22 protein-coding genes are annotated in these 26,778 nt (G+C 47.9%); 13 read left to right on the top strand and 9 right to left on the bottom strand.

Annotation, left to right across the window (positions count from 1 at the left end; genetic code table 11):
• Positions 1-56: 56 nt before the first annotated feature.
• The gene (locus FEK30_RS01890) at positions 57-2,663 is read right to left on the bottom strand and encodes an EAL domain-containing protein (protein WP_138071444.1); all 2,607 of its coding nucleotides are present in this window, start codon (positions 2,661-2,663) and stop codon (positions 57-59) included.
• A gap of 418 nt (positions 2,664-3,081) precedes the next feature.
• Between FEK30_RS01890 and mscL the strand changes: the two genes are divergently transcribed.
• Entirely contained in the window at positions 3,082-3,519 is a 438-nt protein-coding gene (gene mscL / locus FEK30_RS01895; protein WP_012308058.1) for a large conductance mechanosensitive channel protein MscL, read from the top strand.
• 55 nt (positions 3,520-3,574) lie between these two features.
• Here mscL and cdf31 read toward each other — a convergent pair whose 3' ends face one another.
• Both cdf31 and FEK30_RS01905 read right to left on the bottom strand, forming a co-directional pair.
• Positions 3,575-4,534 carry a CDF family zinc efflux transporter Cdf31 gene (cdf31, locus tag FEK30_RS01900; RefSeq protein WP_138071446.1) on the bottom strand — a complete coding sequence of 320 codons (960 nt, stop codon included), beginning with the start codon at positions 4,532-4,534 and terminating at the stop codon, positions 3,575-3,577.
• A 69-nt stretch (positions 4,535-4,603) separates the two neighbouring features.
• Positions 4,604-6,646, bottom strand: a complete 2,043-nt coding sequence (locus FEK30_RS01905) for a thioredoxin domain-containing protein (RefSeq protein WP_138071448.1) — start codon at positions 6,644-6,646, stop codon at positions 4,604-4,606.
• A gap of 135 nt (positions 6,647-6,781) precedes the next feature.
• Between FEK30_RS01905 and FEK30_RS01910 the strand changes: the two genes are divergently transcribed.
• From FEK30_RS01910 to asnS, 5 genes are all read left to right on the top strand, one after another.
• Complete coding sequence (locus FEK30_RS01910) at positions 6,782-8,065, top strand: TonB family protein (RefSeq protein WP_138071450.1); 1,284 nt, start codon at positions 6,782-6,784, stop codon at positions 8,063-8,065.
• Positions 8,066-8,157: 92 nt separating this feature from the next.
• Complete coding sequence (locus FEK30_RS01915; protein WP_255447918.1) at positions 8,158-9,117, top strand: bifunctional heptose 7-phosphate kinase/heptose 1-phosphate adenyltransferase; 960 nt, start codon at positions 8,158-8,160, stop codon at positions 9,115-9,117.
• Positions 9,118-9,239: 122 nt separating this feature from the next.
• Complete coding sequence (gene metH, locus FEK30_RS01920; protein ID WP_138071454.1) at positions 9,240-12,782, top strand: methionine synthase; 3,543 nt, start codon at positions 9,240-9,242, stop codon at positions 12,780-12,782.
• Complete coding sequence (locus FEK30_RS01925) at positions 12,775-13,176, top strand: thiol-disulfide oxidoreductase DCC family protein (RefSeq protein ID WP_138071456.1); 402 nt, start codon at positions 12,775-12,777, stop codon at positions 13,174-13,176. Before metH ends, FEK30_RS01925 begins: the two co-directional genes overlap by 8 nt.
• Positions 13,177-13,247: 71 nt before the next feature.
• Entirely contained in the window at positions 13,248-14,630 is a 1,383-nt protein-coding gene (asnS, locus tag FEK30_RS01930; protein WP_012308064.1) for an asparagine--tRNA ligase, read from the top strand.
• A 76-nt stretch (positions 14,631-14,706) separates the two neighbouring features.
• On the opposite strand, the gene FEK30_RS01935 is transcribed toward asnS, so the two are convergent.
• The 5 genes from FEK30_RS01935 to FEK30_RS01955 form a co-directional block, all read right to left on the bottom strand.
• On the bottom strand, positions 14,707-15,678 hold the full coding sequence (locus tag FEK30_RS01935) for a hypothetical protein (protein ID WP_138071458.1): 972 nt from the start codon (positions 15,676-15,678) through the stop codon (positions 14,707-14,709).
• Between the two features lie 9 nt (positions 15,679-15,687).
• Positions 15,688-16,665 carry an ATP-binding protein gene (locus FEK30_RS01940; RefSeq protein ID WP_138071460.1) on the bottom strand — a complete coding sequence of 326 codons (978 nt, stop codon included), beginning with the start codon at positions 16,663-16,665 and terminating at the stop codon, positions 15,688-15,690.
• A gap of 23 nt (positions 16,666-16,688) precedes the next feature.
• Entirely contained in the window at positions 16,689-17,033 is a 345-nt protein-coding gene (locus FEK30_RS01945; protein WP_138071462.1) for a hypothetical protein, read from the bottom strand.
• A gap of 278 nt (positions 17,034-17,311) precedes the next feature.
• Positions 17,312-17,845 (bottom strand): NADPH-dependent FMN reductase, encoded by a 534-nt coding sequence (locus FEK30_RS01950; RefSeq protein WP_138071464.1) that lies wholly within the window; start codon positions 17,843-17,845, stop codon positions 17,312-17,314.
• A 155-nt stretch (positions 17,846-18,000) separates the two neighbouring features.
• Positions 18,001-19,215: a DUF790 family protein gene (locus FEK30_RS01955; RefSeq protein ID WP_138071466.1), complete on the bottom strand. Its 1,215-nt coding sequence runs from the start codon at positions 19,213-19,215 to the stop codon at positions 18,001-18,003.
• Between the two features lie 179 nt (positions 19,216-19,394).
• On the opposite strand from FEK30_RS01955, the gene FEK30_RS01960 reads away from it, so the two are divergent.
• From FEK30_RS01960 to FEK30_RS01980, 5 genes are all read left to right on the top strand, one after another.
• On the top strand, positions 19,395-20,273 hold the full coding sequence (locus tag FEK30_RS01960; protein ID WP_138071468.1) for a tetratricopeptide repeat protein: 879 nt from the start codon (positions 19,395-19,397) through the stop codon (positions 20,271-20,273).
• 3 nt (positions 20,274-20,276) lie between these two features.
• Complete coding sequence (locus FEK30_RS01965; protein ID WP_138071470.1) at positions 20,277-20,879, top strand: ribonuclease HII; 603 nt, start codon at positions 20,277-20,279, stop codon at positions 20,877-20,879.
• Positions 20,880-20,926: 47 nt separating this feature from the next.
• The gene (gene scpB, locus FEK30_RS01970; protein WP_012308069.1) at positions 20,927-21,421 is read left to right on the top strand and encodes an SMC-Scp complex subunit ScpB; all 495 of its coding nucleotides are present in this window, start codon (positions 20,927-20,929) and stop codon (positions 21,419-21,421) included.
• Positions 21,422-21,509: 88 nt separating this feature from the next.
• Entirely contained in the window at positions 21,510-22,649 is a 1,140-nt protein-coding gene (locus tag FEK30_RS01975; protein ID WP_138071472.1) for a glycosyltransferase family 4 protein, read from the top strand.
• A gap of 87 nt (positions 22,650-22,736) precedes the next feature.
• The gene (locus tag FEK30_RS01980; RefSeq protein ID WP_062435882.1) at positions 22,737-23,468 is read left to right on the top strand and encodes a hypothetical protein; all 732 of its coding nucleotides are present in this window, start codon (positions 22,737-22,739) and stop codon (positions 23,466-23,468) included.
• Positions 23,469-23,480: 12 nt separating this feature from the next.
• On the opposite strand, the gene FEK30_RS01985 is transcribed toward FEK30_RS01980, so the two are convergent.
• Complete coding sequence (locus FEK30_RS01985; protein WP_138071474.1) at positions 23,481-23,660, bottom strand: hypothetical protein; 180 nt, start codon at positions 23,658-23,660, stop codon at positions 23,481-23,483.
• A 21-nt stretch (positions 23,661-23,681) separates the two neighbouring features.
• Between FEK30_RS01985 and chlP the strand changes: the two genes are divergently transcribed.
• On the top strand, positions 23,682-24,905 hold the full coding sequence (gene chlP / locus FEK30_RS01990; protein ID WP_030007645.1) for a geranylgeranyl reductase: 1,224 nt from the start codon (positions 23,682-23,684) through the stop codon (positions 24,903-24,905).
• A 189-nt stretch (positions 24,906-25,094) separates the two neighbouring features.
• The gene (locus tag FEK30_RS01995) at positions 25,095-26,723 is read left to right on the top strand and encodes a sensor domain-containing diguanylate cyclase (RefSeq protein WP_138071476.1); all 1,629 of its coding nucleotides are present in this window, start codon (positions 25,095-25,097) and stop codon (positions 26,721-26,723) included.
• The last annotated feature ends 55 nt before the right edge of the window (positions 26,724-26,778 follow it).

The following is a 26,778-nucleotide window of genomic DNA, read 5'->3' on the forward strand; positions in this document are numbered from 1 at the left end:
GTCCTTTAGTCTGACATTTCCGGCAAACCCTGTCCAAGAAATTGCCCAGAGCAACATTACGAGGAAGAGCGCAACTTCTCTAGCACCTCGAAGGAGTGACCCTGTAGCAAATCTGTTGCTTGATCCAAAGAAACAGGCCGAGAAAATAAATAACCCTGACCAAACTGGCAATCCTGGCTCTTTAACCACTGGTATTGCTGTTTCGTTTCGATACCTTCTGCCACAGTTTTAATCCCAATGGATTTAGAAAGGGCGAGAATCGATTCTGCAATTACCCGGTTGCGGTCATTCAACTCAGAAATATTTACAAAGCTCCGGTCAATTTTTAGCGCATCAATGGGGAGCTGGTGTAAATAGCTTAAACAAGAATACCCCGTGCCAAAATCATCAACGCTAATAAAAACTCCCTTGAGGCGAATTTGGTTTAACAAACGACAAGTGATGTCGATATTTTGAATTAGCATACTCTCAGTAATTTCTAATCCTAAGGTGTTAGGAAAAACCGGATAGCGTTCTAATAATCGATCCAGTGAAAATAACAGCGAATCTTGGAGTTGTTTAACCGATAAATTGACATGGACTTTCAGGGGCGTTTTAAACGCTTGTTGCCACTCAAATAATTGACGACATGCCGCGTCTAAAATCCATTCACCAAGGGGAATAATGAGCCCTGTTTCTTCGGCAACATCAATAAATTCATAGGGGGATAACAAACCCCGTTGGGGATGTTGCCACCGAATTAATGCTTCAAACCCTTCAATGTTGCCTTGTTCTAAATTAATAATCGGCTGATAGTACAAAACAAATTGCTTTTCTTCAATGGCAGATCTGATTTCCCCTTCTAATTGGAGACGCTTCATCGCCTGTAGGTGCATCTGGGGATCAAAAATTGCGTACTGTGACTTCCCATTTTGTTTGGCCCGGTACATGGCAATATCGGCATCCCGGAGCAGATCCTGGGCTGATTCATGGCGAGAGTCACCGATGATAATTCCAATACTCGTCGTGATAAAAACGCCGTAGTTAGAAATCTGGAAAGGCATATTCAATGTATTGAGGATGCGATCGGCAATATGCACAGCATCTTCTACCCCGTGAATTTCCTCTAGGAGAATGACAAATTCATCTCCCCCTAGGCGGGCGGCTAAATCTGTATCGCGAATAAAAGATTTGAGTAAATGGGCGACTTCGATGAGTAATTCGTCCCCAACAACATGGCCCAGACTATCATTGACTACTTTGAAATTATCCAGGTCTAAAAACAGGGCTGCAAATTCATGGATGGGATATCGCTTATAACGTTTTAGGGCTAGGTTGAGCCGTTCAATTAGTAGGTTACGATTGGCGAGGCCAGTAAGACGATCATGGAGGGCGTCATGTTTGAGTTGTTGCTCCATTTTGATCCGGGTACTGATGTCGGTAATGGTCGCAACATAGCCTTGGGGTTCACCCTTACTATCAAGCTCAGCGGTGCCCTGGCCATATACCCAAAGTATCGAACCGTCAGAGCGCTGAAATCGATATTCTAGGGTAAATAGTTCTTGGTTAGTAATAGATTTTAGCCATTGTTCTCGAACGTAGTCAATGTCGTCGGGATAGACTTTTTCTAACCAGCCTTTATGGAGAGCCTCTTCGGGTTGAATTGCCAGCAGTTTACAATAGTAATCGTTGACATAAATACATTCATGACGCAAATTAGTGCGAAAGATCCCAATGGGAACGGTATTAGCGAGGTTGGCGTATCGCTGTTGACTTTCAAGGAGATTAGTCTCAATTTGATTGCGTCGTTTAATTTCTTTTTTCAGGCTATAGTTACGGAGAATAAACCATCCTAAAAAGAGAAATGGTAGATAGACAATTAGGCTAAAGAAAAAATTTTGTAAGCTGATCCAATTAAATTTTTCGGGCGGCTCTAACCATTGGGCGATCGCCTGATAATAGACAGAATCACGATCTTGTAAGAGGCGACTCATTTGCCGATCAATGCCAGGCAGGAGCTGCTTAGGATCGCCTTCGGGAACGACATAATGTAACCGGGCCGGATTAAACAGAATATTGGTTTTATTAACTTGATAGTCGGGACTAAATTTATTCCCAAAGAAATTATTGACAATGGCAGCATCAACTTCCCCTGTCTCTAACTGTTCAAACATCCCAGGATAACTATCGATAGGCACCAGTTCCGGCTGAATGCCATAGGCTTTAATTCTTTCTCGGAGGACTTCCTGTTGAATCCCAGAGGCGAGGATGCTGACTCTCCGTTGGTCGAGGTCTAAAATCGTCTCTAAATGAACACCCCGTCGCGCATAAATTTGTGACCAACTTGACAAAACGATGATGGTATTAAAATCAAAGACTTCATCTCGCGTGTCGGAATAGGCGACATCCACCATCAGATCGAGTTGCCCCTGTTCAATTTGTTGGAGACATTGATTCCATTCACAGGGAACATAGGTCACTGCCCAATTTTCCACACGCCCAATGTCACTCGTAATATCTACCCAAAAGCCCCGGGGCCGCCCACCTGAATCGATAAAAACCTTGGGATCATTTTGGTAAACCCCCACGGTAATCGTTTTTGCTGGCTGATTTTGGGCGATCGCCTCTGTGCCAGAGAGCATCGCGGCAAGACCTAGAGCCAAGAGCACAGTGCTTTTATTCATTAAATTAGGAAGTTAGTAGATGGCAACTGAGGGAACAGGCTTCTTAAGTATAATTAAGATAAAAAATTAACGGCAACACTATTAAGTAACACAAATATTACAACACCATTATTCGTGAATTTTTGCCAGTGAAGCATATTGTTTATGGAGTGGTGGCTAAATAGCCAACAAGTGATTAATCGTTGGCCCTAAAGTAAAGTTGGGCACAAAATTTGCAACTTTATTTTCGACTGTTTGACGGTTGACGGCGCTGATTTAAAGGTTTGTTTTCAGCTAGATTTTGATTTTTTGCCCCGGTTCTTTTTAAGAATTGGTTAAGAAAATTGATTTACTGGATCGGGTCGCTTATCTTTATAGGGGCGATGACATTTTTATCTTTGTTTATCGTTTTTAATCCATCACTAAGGAATGAGCATTTATGGCAAAAAAAAGTAGTTTTTGGAGTGATTTCCAAGCCTTCATCATGAGGGGAAATGTAATTGATTTGGCAGTGGCCGTCGTGATCGGCGGGGCCTTTGGTCAAATTGTCAATTCTTTAGTTGCAGATATTATTACGCCGGCGATCTTACAACCCGCCTTAAGTGCAGCTAATTTAGATGCCCTGGGTGAATTGTCTTTTAATGGCATTAAATACGGTCTTTTTTTGGCGGCTGTAATTAACTTTTTGGTGATTGCATTTGCGATTTTCTTGGTTATTCGGGCCATCGAAAAAATGCAACGGCGATTTAACCGAGCAAAAGCCATGGAAGAAATAGACGCGCCGCCCCCAGCCCCCGATCCAGCAGTTGTGGCCCAAGAAAACCTCACGGCGGCCATCGAACGTCTGGCTAATTTAATGGAAAATCGTCAGCAATAGAGCTGAATTCTCACAATACCTGACGGAAGGATTGCCTCCTTTGGTGGGGGCTTTTTTATGAGTGAGAAGAGGTGCCATCAAAGCCGATGTGATCGGAGCTATAGGCTTTGGGTTCGATGTGAACGGTGACCCTCGCTGGGGCGAAAATTTGCTCTAGGTGACGTTCAACTTTTTCGCTAATGGCATGGGCAGTGGCCACATCCTCGGCGGCGGCAATGAGGTGCATTTCAATAAAGACTTGCCGACCGCGCAAACCCCGTGACGCAATGTCATGGCAGTTAATCACCCCAGGAATTGTCATCACTTGTTTGTGGATTGCTTCGGGGGCGATCGCCATTTCATCGACTAACCAGGGCAAATTATCGGTGAGCACTTCCCAGGCACTTTTAAATACTAAAGCGGCCACGGGAAATGCCAGCACCACATCTAACCATTGCAGTTGTGGTAGCCCCCAAATCTTCGCTTGCCAGACCCCTAAGAGACCCAACATCACGAGGATCGTCACCCAAATATCGCTCATGGTGTGTTTGGCATCGGCGAGTAAAATCGCACTGCCTACCCGTTGGCCTGCCCGCCGCTCGTAGAACGCCACAAAAATATTAATTCCCAGCACGACAATGAGCCAACTTAGTTCCCCCAGGCTGATGCTGATCTCACTCTGGCCAGCAATTAATTTGGCGATCGCCCCCTGTAAAATTTCAAAGCAAGCAATCCCCAGAAACATCCCAATCCCCAAAGCGCCGACTGCTTCAAACTTTTGGTGGCCATAGGGGTGATCCCGGTCGGGTTCCGGTGAAGAGAACTTATTGACAAATAAGCCCAGCACATTATTGGCGCTATCCGTAAAACTATGGAGAGCATCCGCCTGGAGACTCAGGGAACCCGTGATCAAGCCCACCACAGCCTTTAACGTCATCACGAGCAAGTTCAGCCACAGCGTTAACCACAACACCCGCCGTACCTCCCGACGATTATCTTGGGGCAAGTGGTGCGAGGAATGACTATGCTCTGGCATGGTGCTTATGGGGAGAAGACGGATTGAATCGCAAATCCAGCGTAACCGAAGTTGCTTAATTCACACCCCTCACCGCTGTAAACTTGTTTGAAGCTGAGTCGCCAATTGACTTTCGCTGCGACAAGGTTCTAAACAATTTAACCCTTGACAGACGAGAGCAATACTATCCGCAGGCAATTCCTGGGTGGGTTTAAGCACCACCGTATTTAACAGGGTTTTTCTGAGTTTCAACAATTGCTGCGGCTTCGCTTTTACGACGGTGCCATGTAAGTACCAATCCAAGGCTAAAAGTAATGTGGGGCACTGTTGTGGGGATTTTTCGAGCACAGACCCAAAGGCCAGCAATGCATCCGTGGCGCGGTCGAGGTACTGGGTATTTTCTGTAAGCAAGAAAAGACGCATCAAATTACAGATGGCAACGCCGTTGGCCGCAGGGGTGGCATTGTCTTGGTAACTGCGTTCTTGGATCAAGAGTTCGGGACTTTGGCGGTTGTTAAAATACCCCTTCAAATCCGTTGACCAAAACTGCTGATCGAATTCTGTCTGGAGGGCGATCGCCTTTTCGAGCCAATGCGTCTGCTCAGGGTGATTGGTCTGCAAATCCAGTAGGGCTTTAATAAGAAAGGCATAGTCTTCCGACTGGGCCATCCCATCAGCTTCCCCATCAAAATTTAGCCGATATAAACGCCCCCCTTGCCATTGGTGTTCGAGGATAAAATTGATACAGTTGACGGCTAGTTCCCAGGCTTTTTCGAGGCCCAAAACCCCATAAATCCGTGCCAATCCCGAAATCATCAAACTATTCCAAGCCACAATTAATTTCGTATCTGTAACCGCCGGAATTCTGCCGGGCCAAGATATTGCCTTTGCTGTGGTGTTATCGTGGGCGGGGGGAAACTGGTCGAGGGCTTCCCGGGGCGTACCGTAGCGCTCTGTAAATAATTGATCAAGAATGCCTTGCAAGCTCTCCGAAATTTCTGTGGACTGCCGTCGTTTTAAAACAATTTTCCCCTCAAAATTACCGTCCGGCGCAATAAAAAACACCTGTTCTAATTCAGCAAATTGTGCCGCCGTGAGTTGCGTCTGGAGTTCGTCGTAATCCCAGACATAGAAAGCGCCTTCTTCTGGTTCTGGGTGCCCGGCATCGAGAAAACTATCGGCATCCTGGGCCGCGTAAAAATAGCCTTGGGGGGCTGTCATTTCCCGGGCGAGCCAAGCGGCGGTTCCCTCTAGGGCCGTTTTAAAGGCCGGCTCCGTCACCCCCTCCGCCCACAGATTGGCGAGAAACTCAGTGATTTGCCCGTTGTCATAGAGCATTTTTTCAAAATGGGGCACCGTCCAATGGGGATCGACGGTATAGCGATGGAAGCCGCCCCCCACATGGTCATAAATTCCCCCCAGGGCAAGGTCTAAACCCCGTTTGGTACTCACTAACAAACCGTTGTGGCGCGCATTCGAGGTAAAACGACTTCCCTGTAAGGCGATCGCCCCATAGGGAATCATCGGAAAACTTGGCCCCGCATCACCCCGGCCCACAATGGCAGTGCAAGGCTCTAGGCCTTTGAGAAACAGATTTTGATCGAGGGGCGCTTGGCCCTGGGGCAGTTGAGCAGAACGGTCTAAAATTGTGAAAATTTCAGTTTTAATCTCCTGGAGTTTCTCCGGCTCCTCATCAAAGAACCGTCGCAGGGACGTCAGCACATCCAAAAATCCAGGGCGATTATACCGGGGGGAAACAGGAAAATAGGTACCCCCATAAAATGGCATCAAATCAGTCGGCGTCAGGAAAATATTCAGTGGCCAGCCTCCTTGCCCCGTCATCAGTTGCAACGCTTGCATATAGATGCTGTCGATGTCTGGCCGTTCCTCGCGATCCACTTTGATTGGTAAAAAATTTTCGTTTAAATAGGTGGCAACTTCTGGATCAGAAAACGCTTCCCCTTCCATCACAGTGCACCAATGGCAGGAAGAATAACCAATGGAGAGAAAAATGGGCTTATTTTCTGCCTTTGCCTGGGCCAAAGCCTCATCACACCAATACCACCAGTCGATGGGATTATCCGCGTGTTTACGGAGATAGAGACTTTTGGTGTCGGCCAAGCGATTCGCCATGGAAAGTGCTGCTCCTGGAAAGAATTTCTAAAGGCATTCTAGCGAATGGATTCTGTGCCAAATTTGCCAGGGTGATCAGTTAGAATCGAACAGCAATCTTTTGCCATCTATCTGCCCTCGGCCCCCTTTGGATTCATGTTAGACAAAAGCCTCGCTAGTCCCAGAGACCAATTCTTCCAAAGCTTCAGAAATTTGGGTGATTATGCCCGGCGTCCCCAGGGAGCAGCCGTCATCGGTTCCATTGCCTTGCATGGGTTGGCGGCAGCGACGATTCCCCTGTGGGCCAGCTTTGACAATGCGCCCCCAGAGTCCCAGGAGCGTTCGGTAGTGAGGGTGGTGGATTTACCCCCGGAGGTGCAAAATCGTCTCCCTTCGACAACAGCGTCCTTAGATTTATCAATTTTCGAGGCGAGCCCAGATTTTAATTTGGACTTGTCTGGCTTGAATGGTCAGGGAATGGATCCCAACGGGACCTACATTACTGGCCTCAATACCCTACCAACCCCCATGGCCCCCAGTTTAGGGCAAGATAGTTTTTCCTTTATTCCCCTCAGTCCGCCCCCAATCTCCAGTAGCTATACCGGGTTTGCACCGCCGCCGCCCCCCCGGAATATGAGCTTTTTACCGCCACCACCGAACGTTCCGAACCAGACCAGTTCCCAGCTTCCTAATGCACCAACAGAGACAGAGCGGGGCGCTTTACCGACCTTGACACCCCCCAGACCCAATGGAAATTCTGGCCAACAGCAACAGTTCACGATTCCCACCAAACCCGACCCGGAATTAGTGGAACGGCAACGGCGACTCGAAGAAGAAGCGGCGATCGCCCTCCAACCCCGTACTAATAACCCAAACAGGGGTGAAGTGTACTTTGATGCCGATTTGCTCAAGCCACGGGAACTGCGCAATAACAATGGCAGTAGCAATAGTAACGGTAATAGTGGCACGAATAATACGAATAACCGCCCTCCCACACCCAGCGCCAACACGCCGCCCCCAAGCCAAACGGCGGCCCGCAATACAGCCGCAGTCAATCGTAGCCTGACAGGAAACTATCCCAAGGGGGCCTGTAGTAGCCAAGCTAGCGGTACCGCGACTTACAATGTCACCGTGTCCCCAGAAGGCAGTCCTTCCCAATGGAACCTGGTGCAAAGCTCTGGGACAAATGCCTTGGATAACCAAGCGAGTCAAGATATTCGTAACGCCCGTTTTGATGGGAAAAATAGCAACTACCGGGTTAGCGTGAACTATAGATACGAACCCGCTTTTTGTGCGGCGTTTATGCCGAAACCCCAACCTGCCCCCACCAATTCAACAAACTCGACTCCGGCTAATCCGCCAGCTCCAGCGCGTACGACCCCGAAAGCACCGGAGGCTTCAACTGAAACTGAGGCGATCGCCCCCGATGAAACTCCCTAACTTATGCCTGCAATGACCCCAGCTTTTTTCCAAAAACTACAAGCGCACCAGGATCGCCTTAATACCATCTGGCTGATTTTCAGCGGGTTAAAGTGCTCGTCATCGGCGACTTAACCCTCGATGAATTTTTGGTAGGTGCCGTGGAGCGACTATCCCGAGAAGCTCCAGTGTTAATCCTTCGCCATGAGCATACCCAACAAATTCCAGGCGGTGGGGCCAACGCTGCCTACAATCTTGCAAAACTTGGTGCTCAGGTTAAAGTAGCTGGGATTGTCGGCCAGGATTCCCAGGGAGAAGCCCTTTGCCGAATTTTTGCTGCTGCGGGTATCGATACCACTGGTATTATCCATGAAGCCCAGCGTCCAACCGTTACCAAAACCCGAATCTCAGGCCATGCCCGCCAGTCTGTCACCCAGCAAATTGTCCGCATTGACCGTAAATCCGACGCCCTCCCCAGTCACAAAATTCAAAGCCAATTAGTCGCTTATATACGCAGTCAAATTCCCCACGTTGATGCGGTGGTCTGCTCTGACTATGGGGATGGTGTTTTCAACGCAGCTGTTATTGAAGCTGCCCTTGAGCACCCCCATGTGATTGTCGATGCCCAAAGGGATTTACACCGTTTTCGGGGAGCGATGGTTTTTACACCAAACTTACCAGAAGCAGAACAGGCCGTTGGACAACTCATCGAAACCCCCACTGCCCTCAATCAAGCGGCTCAAACGCTTCTAGAGCAAACTCAAGCGAAATTTATGTTAATTACCCGTGGGGAAGATGGCATGAGCCTTTTCCATTCTGTAGATAATCAACTACAGGAAGAATATATTCCAGCCTTCAATCAGACTGACGTTTTTGATGTTACAGGCGCTGGGGACACGGTGGTTGCCGCTTGGGTTCTAGGTTTTTGTGCTGGGGCAACACCTTGGGAAGCAACGGTTTTGGGCAACCTTGGTGCGAGTATTGTTGTGAGAACTTTTGGCACAGCGACGACTTCCGTAACAGAGATGCAGGAAACTTTGCAATTGTTGCTGGATGAAGGTCTGGAAAATTAGTCTTCCAGCAGCTCTTTTGCGCAATTAATTGGAGAAAATGAGCAAACCCAGGCCGGGCAATCAGGTTAAAATATAGGACGCCATTATCTATTCTTATCCTAATACCGCCGAAACATTTCTCCATGAAAAGTGCCTTCCTCGATCGCCTACATAGTCCTGAGCGTCCTGTCCTTGTGTTTGATGGGGCAATGGGCACCAATCTGCAAGTACAGAATTTGACGGCGGCAGATTTTGGAGGGGCCGAATATGAGGGCTGTAATGAATATTTAGTCAAAACCAAGCCGGAAGCCGTGGCGACGGTACATCGCGCTTTCCTGGCGGCTGGGGCCGATGTGATCGAAACGGATACCTTTGGTGGTACATCGGTGGTGCTCGCAGAATATGACCTCGCCGACCAAGCCTATGAACTGAATAAAACAGCCGCAGAACTCGCCAAAAGCGTCACGGCAGAATTTTCGACTCCCGAAAAACCGCGTTTTGTTGCCGGATCTATTGGGCCAGGGACAAAATTACCGAGCTTGGGCCACATTGATTACGATACTCTGGAAAATGCCTTTGCGGAACAGGCCGAAGGTCTCTATGATGGCGGCGCGGATCTGATGCTCGTGGAAACCTGCCAGGATGTGCTGCAAATTAAAGCGGCCCTCAATGGCATTGAACGCACCTTCACGAAAAAAGGCGATCGCCTGCCGATCATGGTCTCGGTGACGATGGAAACCATGGGCACAATGCTGGTGGGCACTGAGATTGCCGCTGCCGTTGCCATTCTCGAACCCTACAAGATCGACATTTTAGGGTTGAACTGTGCCACTGGCCCCGACCTGATGAAGGAACACGTTAAATATTTGTCGGAGCATTCCCCCTTCATCGTGTCTTGTATCCCGAACGCTGGATTGCCCGAAAACGTTGGCGGCCAGGCCCACTACAAGCTCACCCCCCTCGAAATGAAGATGGCAATGATGCACTTCGTCGAGGATCTCGGTGTTCAGGTGATCGGCGGTTGTTGCGGGACGCGCCCCGAACATATTCAAGCCCTCGCCGAAATTGCGGCTGAACTCACGCCAAAAGAGCGTCACCCTGAATATGAACCCGCTGCGGCCTCGATCTATAGTCCCCAACCCTATCTCCAAGACAACTCCTTTTTAATTGTCGGCGAACGCTTAAATGCCAGTGGTTCGAAAAAATGCCGTACGTTATTAAACGAAGAGGATTGGGATAGCCTGGTGTCCCTCGCCAAATCCCAGGTAAAAGAAGGTGCCCATGTCCTCGATGTGAACGTCGATTATGTCGGGCGGGACGGCGTGCGTGATATGCATGAATTGGCTTCCCGCTTGGTGAATAACGTCACGCTGCCTTTGATGCTTGATTCCACCGAATGGGAAAAAATGGAGGCCGGGCTAAAGGTGGCTGGCGGAAAATGTATCCTTAATTCCACTAACTACGAGGATGGCGAAGAACGCTTTTATCAGGTGCTTTCCTTGGCGAAAAAATACGGGGCCGGGGTGGTGATCGGCACCATCGACGAAGAAGGAATGGCCCGCACCGCCGAGAAGAAATTTGAGATTGCCAAACGTGCCTATGATGCGGCGATCGCCTATGGCCTTCCCGCCCATGAAGTGTTCTTTGATCCCTTGGCTTTACCGATTTCCACGGGGATTGAGGAAGACAGAAATAACGGACAGGCGACCCTCGACGCGATTGAAAGAATTCATAACGAATTGCCAGGATGTCACATTATCCTTGGGGTTTCTAATATTTCCTTCGGCCTAAATCCGGCAGCGCGCCAGGTGTTGAACTCTGTCTTTTTGCATGATGCGATGCAGTTGGGAATGGATTCAGCGATTGTGAGTGCCAGTAAGATTTTACCGATGGCAAAAATTGATCCAGAGCATATCAAAATTTGTCGCGATTTGATTGGCGATCGCCGCGAATTTGAGGGGGAAGTTTGCACCTACGATCCGCTAACGAAACTCACTGAATTATTTGCTGGGAAAAAAGCGAAAAAATCCGAAGCCATTGATAAAAATCTGCCTGTTAATGAACGCTTAAAACAGCACATTATTGATGGTGAAAGACTCGGTTTAGAAGAGGCTTTAACTGAAGCTCTGGAGCAATATCCACCCCTTGATATTATTAATATTTTCCTGCTCGACGGCATGAAAGTTGTGGGTGAACTGTTCGGCTCTGGCCAAATGCAATTACCCTTTGTTTTGCAGTCAGCCCAAACCATGAAAGCTGCCGTGGCTTTCCTCGAACCCTACATGGATAAAGAAGAAGGCGATGATAGCGGCAAAGGCACATTTATCATTGCCACCGTGAAGGGCGATGTCCACGATATCGGTAAGAATTTAGTTGATATTATTCTGTCTAACAATGGCTATAAAGTAATTAATTTGGGTATTAAGCAACCCGTTGAAAACATTATCCAAGCCTACGAAGAAAATGGTGCAGATTGTATTGCCATGAGTGGGTTGTTGGTAAAATCCACTGCCTTTATGAAGGACAATTTAGAAGCCTTTAACGAAAAAGGGATTACCGTTCCCGTGATTTTAGGGGGAGCTGCTTTAACGCCCAAATTTGTTTATCAAGACTGTCAAAATACCTACAAAGGACAAGTGATTTACGGGAAAGATGCCTTCGCGGATCTGCATTTTATGGATAAACTCATGCCCGCCAAGGCCGAGCAGCAATGGGACGATTTTGATGGTTTCCTAGGGGACTATGCCGAGGCGAACCAGCGCACCTATAGCGGCGATGGTGAAGAAATTGCCGTCGAAGAAACCAAATCCCAAGAACCAGAAGTTGTCGATACCCGTCGTTCTGAATTTGTCGAGGATAATATCGCCCGTCCCCGGCCTCCCTTCTGGGGGACAAAAATTCTCCGGGCGGAAGACATTGATCTAGAAGAAATTTTTTGGCATCTCGATCTTCAGGCGTTGTTTGTCGGTCAGTGGCAATTCCGCAAAACCAAAGAACAATCTAAAGAGGAATATGACCAGTTCATTCAAGACACCGTCCATCCGCTTTTAGAACAATGGAAACAAAAGGCGATCGCCGAAAAAATCCTTGATCCGACAGTGATTTATGGTTATTTCCCCTGCCAATCGGAAGGCAACACCTTGATCATTTATGATCCCGACGAATATGTCAGCGAACAGACCCTTAGCGAAGTGGCTCGCTTTGAATTTCCCCGGCAAAAATCCGGCAAACGCCTGTGCATTGCTGATTTCTTTGCGTCCACTGAATCGGGAGTTTTAGATGTATTTCCCATGCAGGCGGTGACCGTGGGGGAAATTGCGACGGAATACGCCCGAAAACTCTTTGCCGCCGACGAATACACCGATTATCTCTACTACCACGGTATCGCTGTCCAAACGGCAGAAGCCCTTGCAGAATGGTGTCACGCCCGGATTCGACGGGAATTGGGCTTTGGGGATGCTGAACCCGACAATATTAAAGATATGTTGAAACAGCGCTACCAAGGCTCTCGCTATAGTTTTGGTTATCCGGCTTGTCCGAATATTTTGGATCAATACACCCAGTTAGACCTCCTGAAAACTGACCGCATTGGCATGTACATGGACGAAAGTGAGCAAATCTATCCCGAACAATCCACCTCGGCGATCATTACCTACCACCCTGTCGCGAAATACTTCAATGTTTGATCAAGCAAAGCCAATTATTTTCTTTGATGGGGAATGCAATCTTTGCAATGGTTTTGTGGATTTGATGCTCAAAATCGACCCAGACCAAAAGTTTTATCTCGCTCCCCTCCAAGGAAAAACGGCCCAGCAATATTTACCACCCCTCCCCGAAAATCCAGAAGACTGGGCGATCGCCTATTTTGATGGGGTGAATACCTACTATGCCTCCGATGCTTGCTTGGCTATCTGTCAAAGGCTGGGCGGCCCCTGGCAACTGTTCACTTTTGCCCGACCTTTACCGCAAAACTTCCGGGATTGGCTCTATCGGCTAGTGGCGACTAACCGTTACCGCTGGTTTGGCCAACGCACCTGTCGCACCATGGATTTGACGAAACCGTCCCCATTTCTGCCCTGAACCCCTCAAACTCGGTAAGATAAAGGGCGCACTTGTTTTCAGTTCCTCTACCTCAGACTCGATCAACGACCATGCGCATTAAGGAAATCCTCAACACCGCCGCCATCAACAGCACCATCACCGCCGAAGGATGGGTCAAAACCAAACGGGAATTGAAGGGATTTTCTTTCATTGAAATTAGCGACGGCTCCACGATGAATGGCCTCCAGGTGATTATCGATGGCAATCTGGCCGACTACGAAGCCATCATTAAAAAGCTCAATACAGGGGCTGCGGTTACAGCGACGGGGTTAGTGGTGGAATCTCCGGGTAAGGGGCAACGCATCGAACTCCAGGCCAAAGCGGTGACTGTTCACGGGGAAGCAGATCCGGAAACCTATCCCCTCCAGAAAAAACGCCATAGCTTTGAATTTTTGCGCACCATCGGCCACCTGCGCGGCAAAACCAATACCATGGGGGCAGTGATGCGGGTGCGGAATGCCTGTGCCACCGCGATTCACCAATTTTTCCAGGAACGGGGCTTTATCTGGGCCCACACGCCGATTATTACCGCCAGCGATTGTGAAGGGGCCGGGGAAATGTTTGCGGTCACCAATTTTGATTTGGCTAACCCAAAGCGGACAAAAGAGGGAGCCGTTGACTATGCCGAAGACTTCTTTGGGCGACCGGCTTATCTCACCGTCAGCGGTCAGTTGGAAGCGGAAGTGATGGCAATGGCTTTCAAAGATGTGTATACGTTTGGGCCGACCTTCCGGGCAGAAAACTCCAATACCTCCAGGCACTTGGCGGAGTTTTGGATGGTCGAACCGGAGATGGCCTTTTGCGATATTGTCGGCGACCAGGATTTGGCCGAGGAATTTTTGCGCTACATCTTCAAGTATGTGCTGGAAGCTTGTCCTGAAGACATGGAATTTTTCAACAAGCGCATTGATAATTCTGTCCTCGCCACGGCTCAAAATATTATCGAGAATGAGTTCGCCCGCATTACCTACACCGAGGCGATCGCCCTTTTAGAAAAAAGCAATAAAACCTTTGAATTTCCAGTGGAATGGGGGATCGATCTCCAGTCAGAACATGAGCGTTATCTCGCCGAAGACCTATTCAAAAAGCCCTTGATCGTGAGCAACTATCCAAAAGATATTAAGGCTTTTTATATGCGCCTCAATGATGACCAGAAAACCGTGGCGGCCATGGATGTGCTCGCGCCAAAAATTGGCGAAATTATTGGTGGCTCCCAACGGGAAGAACGGCTCGATGTGCTGGAACGACGCATTCAGGAGATGAACATCGAAGCAGCAGATCTGTGGTGGTATCTCGATCTACGGCGGTTTGGCACTGTTCCCCATGCGGGCTTTGGTCTTGGTTTTGAGCGCTTAGTTCAATTTATGACCGGGATGGGCAATATCCGCGATGTGATTCCTTTCCCCCGTACCCCTCTAAACGCTGAATTTTAAAACTATCAAATGTCGCCCCCTAGATTTTTCCTAAATCTAATTCAGTTTAGAAAAAATCTAAGTTTACTGTAAGGGTTTATGAATGAAGACAAATAATGCAGTCTATTTCCTGCTTAAATTGTGAACTGATTTTTTTGACTTCTTTTAAATCAGGATTAAAATATACAATCACACAGTCTTGGTCATTGACTGGATTGTTTAAAATATCTAAGACTTGAAAAGTATGTTCTTGTAAATAACTAACAAATGAATCAGTAGCAATAGGGAAAACGGGGATTTGAAAGTTTAATTCACCAGTACATATATTGAAAAGTTGATCAGTGAAATTGACCAATTGACGTCCAACATGAGGGATCTTATTAGTGATATTTTCATCGAGTGAGCTTTTGATTTCTCTTATCTGTGCCAAGGGAGGTTCTTTAGATCGTTTAGTTTGAACCGGTTTGTATTTTTTGAACAAAAGCTCTCTGATCAAAGTTTGAGAAGTGTCAAAAGTGCTTTCCTGAAAGTTGTTCTCATAAGAAATTTCATGCTCTAGTAAGGCGGATACAAAATCTCGAATTTTGTCTTTATTTAAATTCGGTTTTCCTTCTTTAAAAAAAGGATTTTCATACCAGTCATCTAGGGGAGTGAATTGTACGAAGAAATTCTTATATGTCCAGAAAAGAAAAATTAGTGATTCTTCATGAGTTAGCCCTTTGGTAGCAATTTGAATTACATCACTGATAACCCTGCCAGTAAAATCTATTCGACTTTTTGAGCGAATGCGAGGAGTTTTGACAAAGAAATTGAAGCTGTCTGGACCATTGGGGTTATATATTATTACTCCTGATTCTTTTTTATAGCAAGGAGTATGATAGTCAAGAACTGCAGACTTTAAAAAATAACCTTCGGTAAAGGGTAAATGATTTTGTTTATTTTTAACTGATGAAATAATGACTTCTTCGCTATCATATACTTTTTTTACAACATATGTATAGGGTGAGTAATCAGAGTTAGAATCTTCTCCTCTTGTTGTCAAAGTAAAGATGATTTGTTTAGAGTTCATGAGAATAATTTAAAATCTTTTAAAAGTGAATAAGTTGGTATTTTTTATTTCTTGTGAAACCAATTCAAGAGCTTTATATGTCTCAATGTCTCGGCCAAAGAAGTCTCTTAACCAGTTGAATCCTTCATGATACTGTCGTCTTTGCACCACAGAGGCAGCCAATGCTCGAGTGATCAAAAACTTTAAGGGCAAGTCACAATCTTTAGGACTATAAGAAATGTATTGACTGACTTTTTTGAATTTATAAACAGGAACAATTTTTCCTTGGTCAGTCACGCGTTCTTCAAATTCATCAAAAATAATACTACCAATAGTCTGAGGGAAACAGGTGAATACATTGTCGTATTGTGTATCGAATTTTTGAGCAGTCTTAATTACATTCTCATAGAGATCGTAGATTTTGTTTACTGCTGGATTATAATCACCAAATCTGATATACTTCTCTCCTCTTAACCCTGTCAAAAGAATTGGCAGCGCTTTTTTGTGTGCTTCCATTTGTTGACATAAAATTTGATTAAATGCCCCAGGATTATTTCTTATATTGTTGAATTTTCCTCCGTTCTCCATAAGGGCGGGCATGTCAATGAACACTAGAATAAGAAAAGCCCTTTCAATCAAAGAATTGACACTTTCATTATGCTCGCTGCTAGGATTAAAAGCAGAACCTGGATAGTCATGGATACGAATCGAAAAAGCCGCTTTCTCTTGATCTTTCTGTCGAATGTCAAATACAAATTGCCTGGGCTCTATGGTCCCTTCGACTCCCAAACCAGGAATAATGCCATCTGTTTGACACATATACTTTAGCTGGGTTAATGCTTCGCCTAACCAAAAACTTGTTCGATACTCGGGATAAAATATTTCTATATGTTGATTATCTGATTTTTGTAATTGGTCAGCCATCGAAGCAAGGAGTGAAGTCTTTCCTACGCCTGTATTGCCAATCATCAAAACATCAAATTCATACTTGGGAGAAATCCAGGGCATTATAATCCTCTACCTTGTTAATTTTAATTGATTGCTTGTAAATATTCCTTGATTTTTAATTTTAAGTCTTTCGAGATCGGATAGCGAGAGACTTCCCTTTCAATGTCTGCTTTTGTCTTTCCTTTTTTACGCAGTTCAAAAACAACATTTTTAAAAAGGGTTTCAAATCCATACTGAGCAATGCCTTTAGAAATCAAACTGAGAATGCCTAACATAGCGATGCCACCCAGCATCCCAAATGGCCCTCCCAACATCGCCAAAGCACTAGTAATTGCCGCAGCACCAGCCCAACCAGAAATGGCCATAGCCACTAAAAGAATTAAGCCTGGCACACCCAAAGCAGCAATTTTATCTACGATTTTATCCATTGCACCAAGCGAATTGTGAATTCATGCTGATTCCAAATTATCTTCTCTACCTGCAACAACCAAAAATTATTAACATTTCGCAAAACAAAAAGTCATAAAACTCATATTTTGTCTGTAAATTTAATAGATTTAGTCATATTGAATTGATCTCTTACTCAATTACTTTAAAAGTGTTTTTAGTAGGCAATTTATTTTAAAACTAAACAATTTGGTTAGCCAAAGGTATTGTTGTGTCAAAAATAAACCTCAACCTTTAGCTATATTCCAGTCGTTTGGGACTATTTTTGTTGGCCATTTAAGGCTTCTGTGATTCGCACCAAATCATGTACCAATTCTGCTAACCGGGTTTCAATTGTTTCATCTACAATTTTCCCTTCCGCAAAAGCTTCCCGCGTCGCGTAAACAAAACGTGGCACGATTAAACAGCGGAAATCTAACATCAAATTGTTCGCAAAGGACATCACAGACATATAACTAGATTTGCCTCCCGCAGCACAGAGAAAACCCACCGTTTTTTCTTGCCAAGACTGACCAGTGAGTTCCAAGAAATTTTTGAGAGCAGCATTCACATCGTAATTGTAAATAGGAGTAGCGACGATGATGCCCTCCGCTTCGGCCACCATTTCATTCAATGGAGGCAGGCTTGGGTGATCGTAGGTGCTTCTCCCGGCACAAAAAGGTAAATCAAGCTTTCTAAGATCTAGCCATTGGGCAGATTTTCCTTGATTTTGCAGCAGTAATTGTGCCTGTTCTGCGAGAATTTGACTGCGGCTTTCAGGATTAAGACTCGCACCAATAATTAAATAACTCATTTGTGATCTTGCTGATTTTTATGACATAGATGACAACGTTTCTAATATAGCTTCTAAAACTCTATGATTGGGGACGGCGCGTGCGGCGATAATTTATTGAGAGGCTCATTAGGTCAGGAATTTAGACATTTTTATTGCGTCAGCAACATAGAAATTTATGCGATAATTTGCAAAATATTTTTAGCTGGCAGTTTGTTTTTAAACCAAATAATTGGGTTCGGTAAATCGTCGAATTTTACGCCCGCTTTTTGAAGGTTGAGACGGTCTGAAATGGCAATGATTAGATTGGGTTGTTCAGCGCGACGAATCTGAGCGAATTTTTTCTGAAGATATTCCGGTCGCCAATAACCGACAATTTCTAAAAGATATTCCTGGCCATCGGGATGCACCAAACGAAAATCGGGAATCATTACACTCCCCGGCAACGGAATCAAATCAACTTCCCGTTCAAGTTGCCATTCGGTTTTCAGTTTTTGCCAGCCTTTCACAAAAGATGCTTCGAGCATGCTGTCATAGGGTTTACCGGGAGGATAGTGGCTCACGAGATTACAACTGTCATCAAGGCTAAATTGTCCCTGGCGCATGGTGTTGCTGTAGGTGTCTTTGTATTGCAGGTGGGCTTCTAGTTGCCATTTGCTCACATGGAGTAGGGCCGGAATCATTTTGGCGATCGCCAAGCCATAGCGAGTACTGGTTTTAAATAAGCTGGTGGGGCCGTCGATGGTGATCGTAAAGCCCGTGTCCGCATCCCCTTCGATATAGGTCATTAGTTGAAAAAGCTTTAGGTAGCGGAACAGCAGTTTGTATTCCCCTGGATCGTTGCGGTGGGCGTGGATGACGAGCTGGCTCGCTTTGTAAAAAATGCCCTGGACTTGGGAGAGGTTGTAGCGGTCGATTAACGTTTGGGGGGTGGGAGCCGAAAACTCCGTGAGAATGTGATTTTCAGGCAAATCGGCATAGAGACCCGTGGCAACGGCTGCGGGGGTGACGGATTGATCCGGGGTTTGGCTAAGTTCGGTGGCGATCGCCTCCAGGATTTTGAATTGTTGTTCGGGAATTGGCATCGTTGCGGCGGCCTGGGCAAACACCTTTTCCCGCAACATCTGGGGTTCGAGGGGACTGACAATTTCAAAGGTGCTGAAATGATTTTTCAACAGGTGGGCTAAACCCCGCTGCACTTTAAAATCGGTGCTATCTCCTTCGATTTCCTGGAGTTCCGCCTGGAGGACTTTTTTCTGTTCCCCCTGACACCGTTGAAAACAGTCAATTAAGGTTTCGGCTAAGGCGATCGCCTGCTTGTTGGGAGCTAAATATTTCGGGATGAGGCTCTCCCCCTGGCGACGGTGCATGAGTAAATCCGTGGGCAGCATAAAAATCGTAAAATTTGTAACAAAACGTCGGCGCGAATAATCCGTCCCAATGGCCCGTTCAACCGGGCAAAATCGCCCAAAGCAGGTCAAATCTAGACTTCAGATTACCTTAACAAATCCGTTATCTTAGATATAGAAAAATTATTAATCTGCCAAAAAACGCAAGATTACCGCCTGGGATGGAAGACTTACTCACCGTAGCCCGCACAACCTATCGCCCCCTAGAATGCCGTCCCGACAGTTACAGAGGTTGGTATCAGCAGGGACAACTCCGCTGGCTCGAAGGCAATGTCGATGAAGCGTTGCTCTGCTACCATCGCGCTCTGGAATATTATCCCAATGACTATTGGGCCTGGTATCACCTGGCGATCGCCCACGAAAAATTAGGCCATGTGGATGAGGCGATCGCCGCCTACCAACGGGCCTGTGCCATTGGCCCAGAAAACTATTGGTCTTGGTATGACCAGGGTTGCCTCTACATGGAAGTCCTCCAGGTTTACACCCAGGCGATCGCCTGTTTTGAAAAAGCCCTCGCCGCCCAACCCAACGACTATTGGGCGATTTATCGTCAAGGGGAATGTTGGCGACTCCTGGGCCGTCAGGATCGTGCTGTGACTGCCTATGACCGTGCCCTCGAATTTCGCCCTGGAGATTATTGGTGTTGGTATCGTCGAGGCGATGCCCTCCAAGCCTGGGGAAAACCAGAAGCGGCCCTGACCAGCTACGACCAAGCCCTCAACGCGAAACCCAATGATTTTTGGGCCTGGTACCAACGGGGAAACACCCTCGCAAGTTTGGGGGATTACCCAGCGGCGATCGCCGCCTTTACCCAAGCCCTAATTGATGCCCCCGACGATGCGGAAACTTGGTATGCCCAAGCCCGTTGTTTGGCCCAGATCGGTGATGACCAAGGGGCTTTTCGGAGTTTAGAAAAGGCGATCGCCCTCGACCCGCTGACCTATTTCCCCCAAGCAGAAACGGCTCCCTGTTTTGCATTCATGCGGTCTTTAGCTCCTTGGGAAAATCTCCAACAATTAGCTCAGTCCACCCAAGCCTAGACCATGGTTTTACTGGCGGGCGTTGATGAAGTGGGCCGGGGTTGTTTGTTTGGGCCGGTGGTGGCCGCGGTGGTGGTGGTTAATACAACCCAGGAAAAAGCCCTGGGGGAGCTGGGCGTTACTGATAGTAAAAAGCTGTCGGCCAAACGGCGAGAAACCCTCGTACCCCAAATTCAGGCTCTGGTAACGGACTGGGCGATCGCCTCGGCGTCGGTGGCTGAAATTGACCAGCTTAATATTTTGCAGGCGACGTTTCTCGCGATGACCCGTGCTGTTGAAAAATTACAGATTAAACCCACGGAAATTTTTGTTGATGGCCGCCAAACTATTCCTAAACTGCCTTACCCCCAACAGGCGATTATTCAAGGGGACAGTAAAGTAAAGGCGATCGCCGCCGCCAGTATCCTCGCCAAAGTGCAGCGGGATCAAGACATTATCCAACTGGCAGAGCATTATCCTGAATACGATTTGGCCAATAACAAAGGCTATGGCACCCAAAAACATCGCCAAGCCATCTGGCAATACGGACTGACGCCCCATCACCGCCAAAGTTTTAAAATTCAGCCGCCGCCCCAACAGCTCGAACTCTTGCCGGAGCAGGAATAAAGCCGATACAGTGGGAGGCTAAACCCCACCCCGTTTGATCTGCCCCCATGAAGCTTGCGACGACCCTAGAGGCGATTCTCTACATCAAAGCCCAACCCCTGAGCCTGGAAGAATTGGCCGATACCGCTGGACAACCCCGGCACCTGGTGGCCGATGCCCTTTTGGAATTGATGGATGATTATGCCCACCGGGACAGCGCCCTTGAAGTGGTAGAAACCCCCACCGGATTTAGCCTGCAACTGCGGGAAAGCTTTCAAGCCCTCGTGACGAATCTCATCCCCACAGAGTTAAGCATTGGTGCCCAAAGAACCCTGGCGGCGATCGCCTTAAAATCACCAATTCTGCAAACGGAACTAATCGAATTGCGGGGTAGTGGTGCCTACCAACATATCCAAGATCTTTTGGCCCAGGGCTTTATTAAACGGCGACGGCAGCAGGAGGGGCGTTCCTATTGGCTCGAAGTGAGCGCGAAATTTCACCAATACTTTGAATTTGATGCTGAGGATCTAGGGCTATCCCCCAACCTTCCAGAAACCCCTTAATCTCCCCTTAAAACCGCGATCCATTGTCAAGAAATGTCACCCCGTCTGATACCCTACAGACAAACTATTTTCTTCGTTTGCGATCGCCATGCGTATAGCTCTGTTTACCGAAACCTTTTTGCCGAAAGTCGATGGGATTGTCACCAGACTGCGCCACACCGTAGATCATCTCCAACGCAGCGGAGATCAAGTAATGGTATTTTGTCCCGACGGTGGCCTGCGGGAACATAAAGGAGCCGTGGTCTACGGCGTTAAAGGCAATCCTCTCCCCTTATATCCCGAACTAAAAATGGCATTTCCTGGGCCTTCGGTGGGCCGTGCCCTAGAGGAATTTCAGCCGGATCTCATTCATGTGGTCAACCCAGCAATTCTTGGTTTGGGGGGGATTTTCTTCGCGAAAAAACTCCACATTCCCCTGATCGCCTCCTACCATACCCACCTGCCCCAATATCTCCAGCATTACGGCCTCGGTGCCCTCGAAGGCTTGCTCTGGGAACTCCTCAAAGCGGCCCATAACCAGGCGGAGTTAAACCTCTGTACCTCTACGGCAATGGTCGAAGAACTCCGCAGCCATGGCATTAAAAACCTGGATCTGTGGCAGCGGGGCGTAGATACAGAGATGTTCCAGCCCAGTTTGAAGTCTGAGAAGATGCGCGATCGCCTTTCCCAGGGACACCCGGAAGCGCCCTTACTGCTCTATGTTGGGCGGGTGTCTGCGGAGAAACAAATTGATCAAATTAAACCCGTCCTCGAAGCGATCCCTGGATCGCGCTTGGCGATCGTTGGCGATGGCCCCTACCGCGCTGAACTAGAAGCCCATTTTGCGGGCACTAATTCCCACTTTGTCGGTTATCTGCAGGGTTTAGAACTGGCGTCTGCTTTTGCTTCTGCTGATGCTTTTGTGTTCCCATCCCGCACAGAAACCCTTGGCTTAGTCCTCCTTGAAGCGATGGCGGCAGGTTGTCCGGTGGTGGCAGCTAATTCCGGTGGCATTCCTGATATCGTCACCGATGGCGAAAATGGTTATATGTTTGACCCCCAGGATCCTGACGGAGCCGTAAAAGCAACCCAAAAACTCCTCGCGATGGATGCAACCCAACGGGAAATGCTCCGGGTACAAGCCCGCCAGGAAGCGGAAAAATGGGGTTGGGCAGCAGCAACGGCACAATTACAGAGTTACTATCAGCAAATTTTAGAAAAAAGTAAGCCCCTTTCCCTAGCTGCCTAGGCCAGACTGCCGACATTTTTAGCCCCAAAAAGCGTTTGCCGCTACCCTAAAGGCATTTAGCTGTGATTGCAGGTGGTTTCGATTGCAATGTTTATTAATCTTCTGATTTTCTGTGGGGTGGTGGCGATCGCCTTTGGTTTGTTCCGGGTCGGTCTGCCGCGCTTCAAAACGTTTAAAAATTTTGCCCAGCGTTTTTTGCCCGCAATTGGTGTTTTGATTCTCCTCTTGGGCGCTAATTTACTAGGGGCTTACCAAGCAAAGCAAACCTTACAATTCACTGCTGATTTACCGCCGATTACGACCTTAGCAACTCTCCGGGAAATTGAAGCAGGTCAACCTGTGGCGGTGGTGGCGGTGGCCAGCCCTGATAACCCGGTGCGGGGTCGAAACAATGAATATCTGGCCTATGTAGATGACAATGGTCTTTGGACGCCCCAAAGGATTCTGTTCGATCTCGATGATGCTCAGATTGCCATGGACGATGACGCCTATAAAGTGCGCAATTGGCCCCTAGACCGAAATCTACGTTTTCTCAATCCTCGGCAACAGGTGGTGATTATTGGCGAAAAAGAAGAATTTACGCGGGTCACTGGCCCCCAAAAAGGTGAAGTTACCCACAGCGTTGAGGGGATCTTAATTTTTGCCGGCTCCCACCAAGCCTTTTTACAGGATCTACAGCGGCGGATCTGGGGGCCAAGGATCATGGTAGGACTGAATGCCTTTGCCCTGGGGGCGATCGCCCTCTCGACCCTTGTGGCTGCTTTTCGGGTGACGGGCCGTAAACTCCCCCAAGACGCCCAAGAAACCCCAAATTTTTGAACCTGAAATTTTTCAACGGGGCAACCGGAGCACCAAGATAGAGGATTCCCTAGGATCAAGATTGCTTTTAGGGCGATCAACATTAACTTTTTTAACAAACTTGTTAAGGTCTATTGCGAGATTTTCTGAAACCTTGGCGATCGCCTGCACGCCCCAGATAGTCCGTGATACCATGCCCAACGTATAGTTCATCACGAGACGAGGAGCAAAGCCTTGGTACTACGGGTCGCTGTTGTGGGAGGAGGGCCAGCCGGTTCTTCCGCCGCCGAAATCTTAGCTAAAGCTGGCATCGAAACCTACATTTTCGAGCGCAAACTGGACAATGCCAAACCCTGCGGTGGGGCGATTCCCCTCTGTATGGTTGACGAATTTGACTTACCCCCAGAGATCATCGACCGTCGCGTGCGGAAAATGAAGATGATTTCCCCTTCCAATATCGAAGTCAACATTGGTCAAACCCTCAAGGACGACGAATACATCGGGATGTGTCGCCGCGAAGTGATGGATAGCTTCATGCGCAACCGAGCCGCTGACCTCGGCGCAACGCTGATCAACGGCACCGTCTTTAAGCTTGAAATTCCCAACAACAATACCGATCCCTACGTTCTCCACTACTCCGACCACTCCAACGGCGAAGTGAAAGGGGAAATGAAAACCCTGAAAGTGGATCTGGTGATTGGTGCTGATGGGGCCAACTCCCGTGTCGCCAAAGCTATCGATGCTGGTGATTATAACTATGCGATCGCCTTCCAAGAACGGATCCGTCTCCCCGAAGACAAAATGGCCTACTACGAAGAACTGGCCGAAATGTATGTCGGTGACGATGTCTCCCCTGACTTCTACGCTTGGGTCTTCCCGAAATATGACCACGTGGCCGTCGGGACAGGCACCATGAAAGTCAACCAAGCCAAAATCAAGCAATTACAAGCTGGCATTCGGGCCCGCGCGGCGAAACGCCTCGAAGGTGGCGAAATCATCAAAGTAGAAGCCCACCCCATTCCCGAACACCCCAGACCCCGGCGCGTTGTTGGTCGTGTCGCCCTCGTTGGTGATGCAGCCGGTACTGTCACCAAGTCCTCCGGTGAAGGCATTTACTTTGCGGCCAAATCAGCACGGATGTGTGCCGAGGTGATCGTCGAAGCTTCCAACAATGGTCAGCGCGTTCCCACCGAAGCCGATCTCAAGCAATACCTGAAGCGTTGGGATAAGCAGTACGGTGCGACTTACCTCGTCCTGGACATTCTCCAGCGGGTTTTCTACCGTTCCGATGCCACCCGCGAAGCCTTTGTGGAAATGTGTGCCGACATCGATGTACAGAAGCTCACCTTTGACAGCTACTTGTATAAAACCGTTGTCCCCGCTAATCCCCTGAAACAGATGAAGATTACCGCGAAAACCATTGGTAGTCTGCTGCGGGGTAATGCTTTAGCACCCTAGTTGTGCCTGTGGATCTCAAATTAACAGATTAAATAGTTGACTTTTCGGGGGGAGCATTTTTATGACCCCCTATTTTTTGTTGTAAATAAAAAACAAGTAAACCTTGATTTCTATCTTTGGTGTCCCTAGGCTAAACAACAGCATCCCCTAGCATTATCATTTAGGGTGCATTGATCGCTTTGCCACGAGATGAATTATCGGCAACGTCTCACTATTTTCTATGGATTTGCCCTATTGTTTGTGGGGGGGCTAGTGAGTGCCCTGGTGGGTCAACAGGCGATTGTTAGCAATAAAGCCGCCGCCGCCGAACATCTGGGAGACATTAATCGTCAGTTTGCGAGTCTGCTGGATCTGCGAATGTGGGCAAGGCTCAATGAAGTCAAAACCCTCGCGGTGATTCCTGTATTTGGCGATCGCCAACGGGATCCTGAAGCCAGACGGCTCTTGGAACAAGCCCAAGAATTCGTACCCATGTTTACCTGGATCGGCTTTCTCGATCCCCAGGGAACCGTCAGCATTGCCACCGACCAAATCCTCGAAGGCCAGTCCATTGCCAGCCGCCCAGTTTTTCAGGAGGGCCGCCAAGGAGAATTTATCGGGGATGTCCATGACGCAGTGTTATTGGCCAATAAATTCCCCCGTTTACCCAACGGAGAACCAATTCAATTTGTCGATATTGCAATACCAGTCGAGAGCATTGATGGGGTGTTCCAGGGAGTCCTCGCCGCCCACTTAAGCTGGGAATGGGCCGATAATACCCAGTCAACTTTAATGGAGCCCATTGCTGGGGAAAGGCAAAAAGAACTCTTCATCATTTCTGCTGAGGGAAATAAATTGCTTGGCCCAGAGGAATGGAGTGATGGAACATTGATGGGTTTTTTGCCCCTTGAGGAGCTCGCCCCAGGTGAATCCCGTTCCCTCGTGTTGCGTTGGCCCGGCGGCACCCGTTATTTAACGGATATTCGTCGCACCCAAGGTTATCAAAATTACCCTGGTTTAGGCTGGTTTACGGTAGCCAGACAACCAGAGGCGATCGCCCTCGCCCCAGCCCGCAGCTTAGCCCGCAATATCTGGGTGTATTCCTTGCTGATTGGCAGTTTATCCATTGTGGGGATTTGGTATTTATCCGGTTGGCTGAGTCGTCCCTTGCGCCGTCTGAGTCGCATGAGCCAACAACTATGGTCTACGCCAGAAACGTCCGTTTCTACTCCGCATCGTGCTAAAGATGAGCTCCAGACCGTAGAGCAGACCATGCGCCAGCTTCATTACGAAGGCGAACAGCAAAAAAAAGCCCGGCAGTTGGCAGAACAAGCCTCCCGCCGTGACCCCCTCACAGGTCTCACCAATCGCGAAGGTTTACGGTTGTTTCTCGCGGATTACCCAGAAGGGGCGATTCCCAATGATCAAGCCCTGGCAGTGCTGGCCCTCGATCTTGATGGGTTTAAGCAGGTCAATGATCACCACGGCCACGGCGTGGGGGATGAGCTTTTAAAAGCGGTGGCCAATCGGTTGCGTATGGAATTGCGGGTTGGCCAAGCCGGGGTTCGACTTGGGGGCGATGAGTTTTTATTGTTATTGCCTCTGCCCATGGCGCAAGCTGAAAATATTGCGAGGATCATTGCCCAAAAAGTTTTATTCGCCCTAACCCAGCCCTTTGAACTGAGTCACCATACCGTCGAAATTGGCACGAGCATCGGTTTAGCAATCTGGCCCATTGACCATGAAGATGTGTTGCTGGTTTTAGACTTCGCGGATAAAGCGCTTTATCAGGCTAAACAGGCTGGCAAGCGCCGCTATATCCGTTGGAAGGCCGTGTGAACTCCCCCGCCGCAAGCAGCGAGGCTTCCTACCCAAAGAATAGCTTTCTATTCCG

The sequence above is a fragment of the Picosynechococcus sp. PCC 11901 genome, from assembly GCF_005577135.1.
Lineage (GTDB): Bacteria > Cyanobacteriota > Cyanobacteriia > Cyanobacteriales > MRBY01 > MRBY01.

Bases quoted from the DNA above. Each gene is read 5' to 3' on its own strand.
- FEK30_RS01890 (WP_138071444.1), bottom strand. From the start codon at position 2,663: ATGAATAAAAGCACTGTGCTCTTGGCTCTAGGTCTTGCCGCGATGCTC.
- mscL (WP_012308058.1), top strand. From the start codon at position 3,082: ATGGCAAAAAAAAGTAGTTTTTGGAGTGATTTCCAAGCCTTCATCATG.
- cdf31 (WP_138071446.1), bottom strand. From the start codon at position 4,534: ATGCCAGAGCATAGTCATTCCTCGCACCACTTGCCCCAAGATAATCGT.
- FEK30_RS01905 (WP_138071448.1), bottom strand. From the start codon at position 6,646: ATGGCGAATCGCTTGGCCGACACCAAAAGTCTCTATCTCCGTAAACAC.
- FEK30_RS01910 (WP_138071450.1), top strand. From the start codon at position 6,782: ATGTTAGACAAAAGCCTCGCTAGTCCCAGAGACCAATTCTTCCAAAGC.
- metH (WP_138071454.1), top strand. From the start codon at position 9,240: ATGAAAAGTGCCTTCCTCGATCGCCTACATAGTCCTGAGCGTCCTGTC.
- FEK30_RS01925 (WP_138071456.1), top strand. From the start codon at position 12,775: ATGTTTGATCAAGCAAAGCCAATTATTTTCTTTGATGGGGAATGCAAT.
- asnS (WP_012308064.1), top strand. From the start codon at position 13,248: ATGCGCATTAAGGAAATCCTCAACACCGCCGCCATCAACAGCACCATC.
- FEK30_RS01935 (WP_138071458.1), bottom strand. From the start codon at position 15,678: ATGAACTCTAAACAAATCATCTTTACTTTGACAACAAGAGGAGAAGAT.
- FEK30_RS01940 (WP_138071460.1), bottom strand. From the start codon at position 16,665: ATGCCCTGGATTTCTCCCAAGTATGAATTTGATGTTTTGATGATTGGC.
- FEK30_RS01945 (WP_138071462.1), bottom strand. From the start codon at position 17,033: ATGGATAAAATCGTAGATAAAATTGCTGCTTTGGGTGTGCCAGGCTTA.
- FEK30_RS01950 (WP_138071464.1), bottom strand. From the start codon at position 17,845: ATGAGTTATTTAATTATTGGTGCGAGTCTTAATCCTGAAAGCCGCAGT.
- FEK30_RS01955 (WP_138071466.1), bottom strand. From the start codon at position 19,215: ATGCTGCCCACGGATTTACTCATGCACCGTCGCCAGGGGGAGAGCCTC.
- FEK30_RS01960 (WP_138071468.1), top strand. From the start codon at position 19,395: ATGGAAGACTTACTCACCGTAGCCCGCACAACCTATCGCCCCCTAGAA.
- FEK30_RS01965 (WP_138071470.1), top strand. From the start codon at position 20,277: ATGGTTTTACTGGCGGGCGTTGATGAAGTGGGCCGGGGTTGTTTGTTT.
- scpB (WP_012308069.1), top strand. From the start codon at position 20,927: ATGAAGCTTGCGACGACCCTAGAGGCGATTCTCTACATCAAAGCCCAA.
- FEK30_RS01975 (WP_138071472.1), top strand. From the start codon at position 21,510: ATGCGTATAGCTCTGTTTACCGAAACCTTTTTGCCGAAAGTCGATGGG.
- FEK30_RS01980 (WP_062435882.1), top strand. From the start codon at position 22,737: ATGTTTATTAATCTTCTGATTTTCTGTGGGGTGGTGGCGATCGCCTTT.
- FEK30_RS01985 (WP_138071474.1), bottom strand. From the start codon at position 23,660: ATGAACTATACGTTGGGCATGGTATCACGGACTATCTGGGGCGTGCAG.
- FEK30_RS01995 (WP_138071476.1), top strand. From the start codon at position 25,095: ATGAATTATCGGCAACGTCTCACTATTTTCTATGGATTTGCCCTATTG.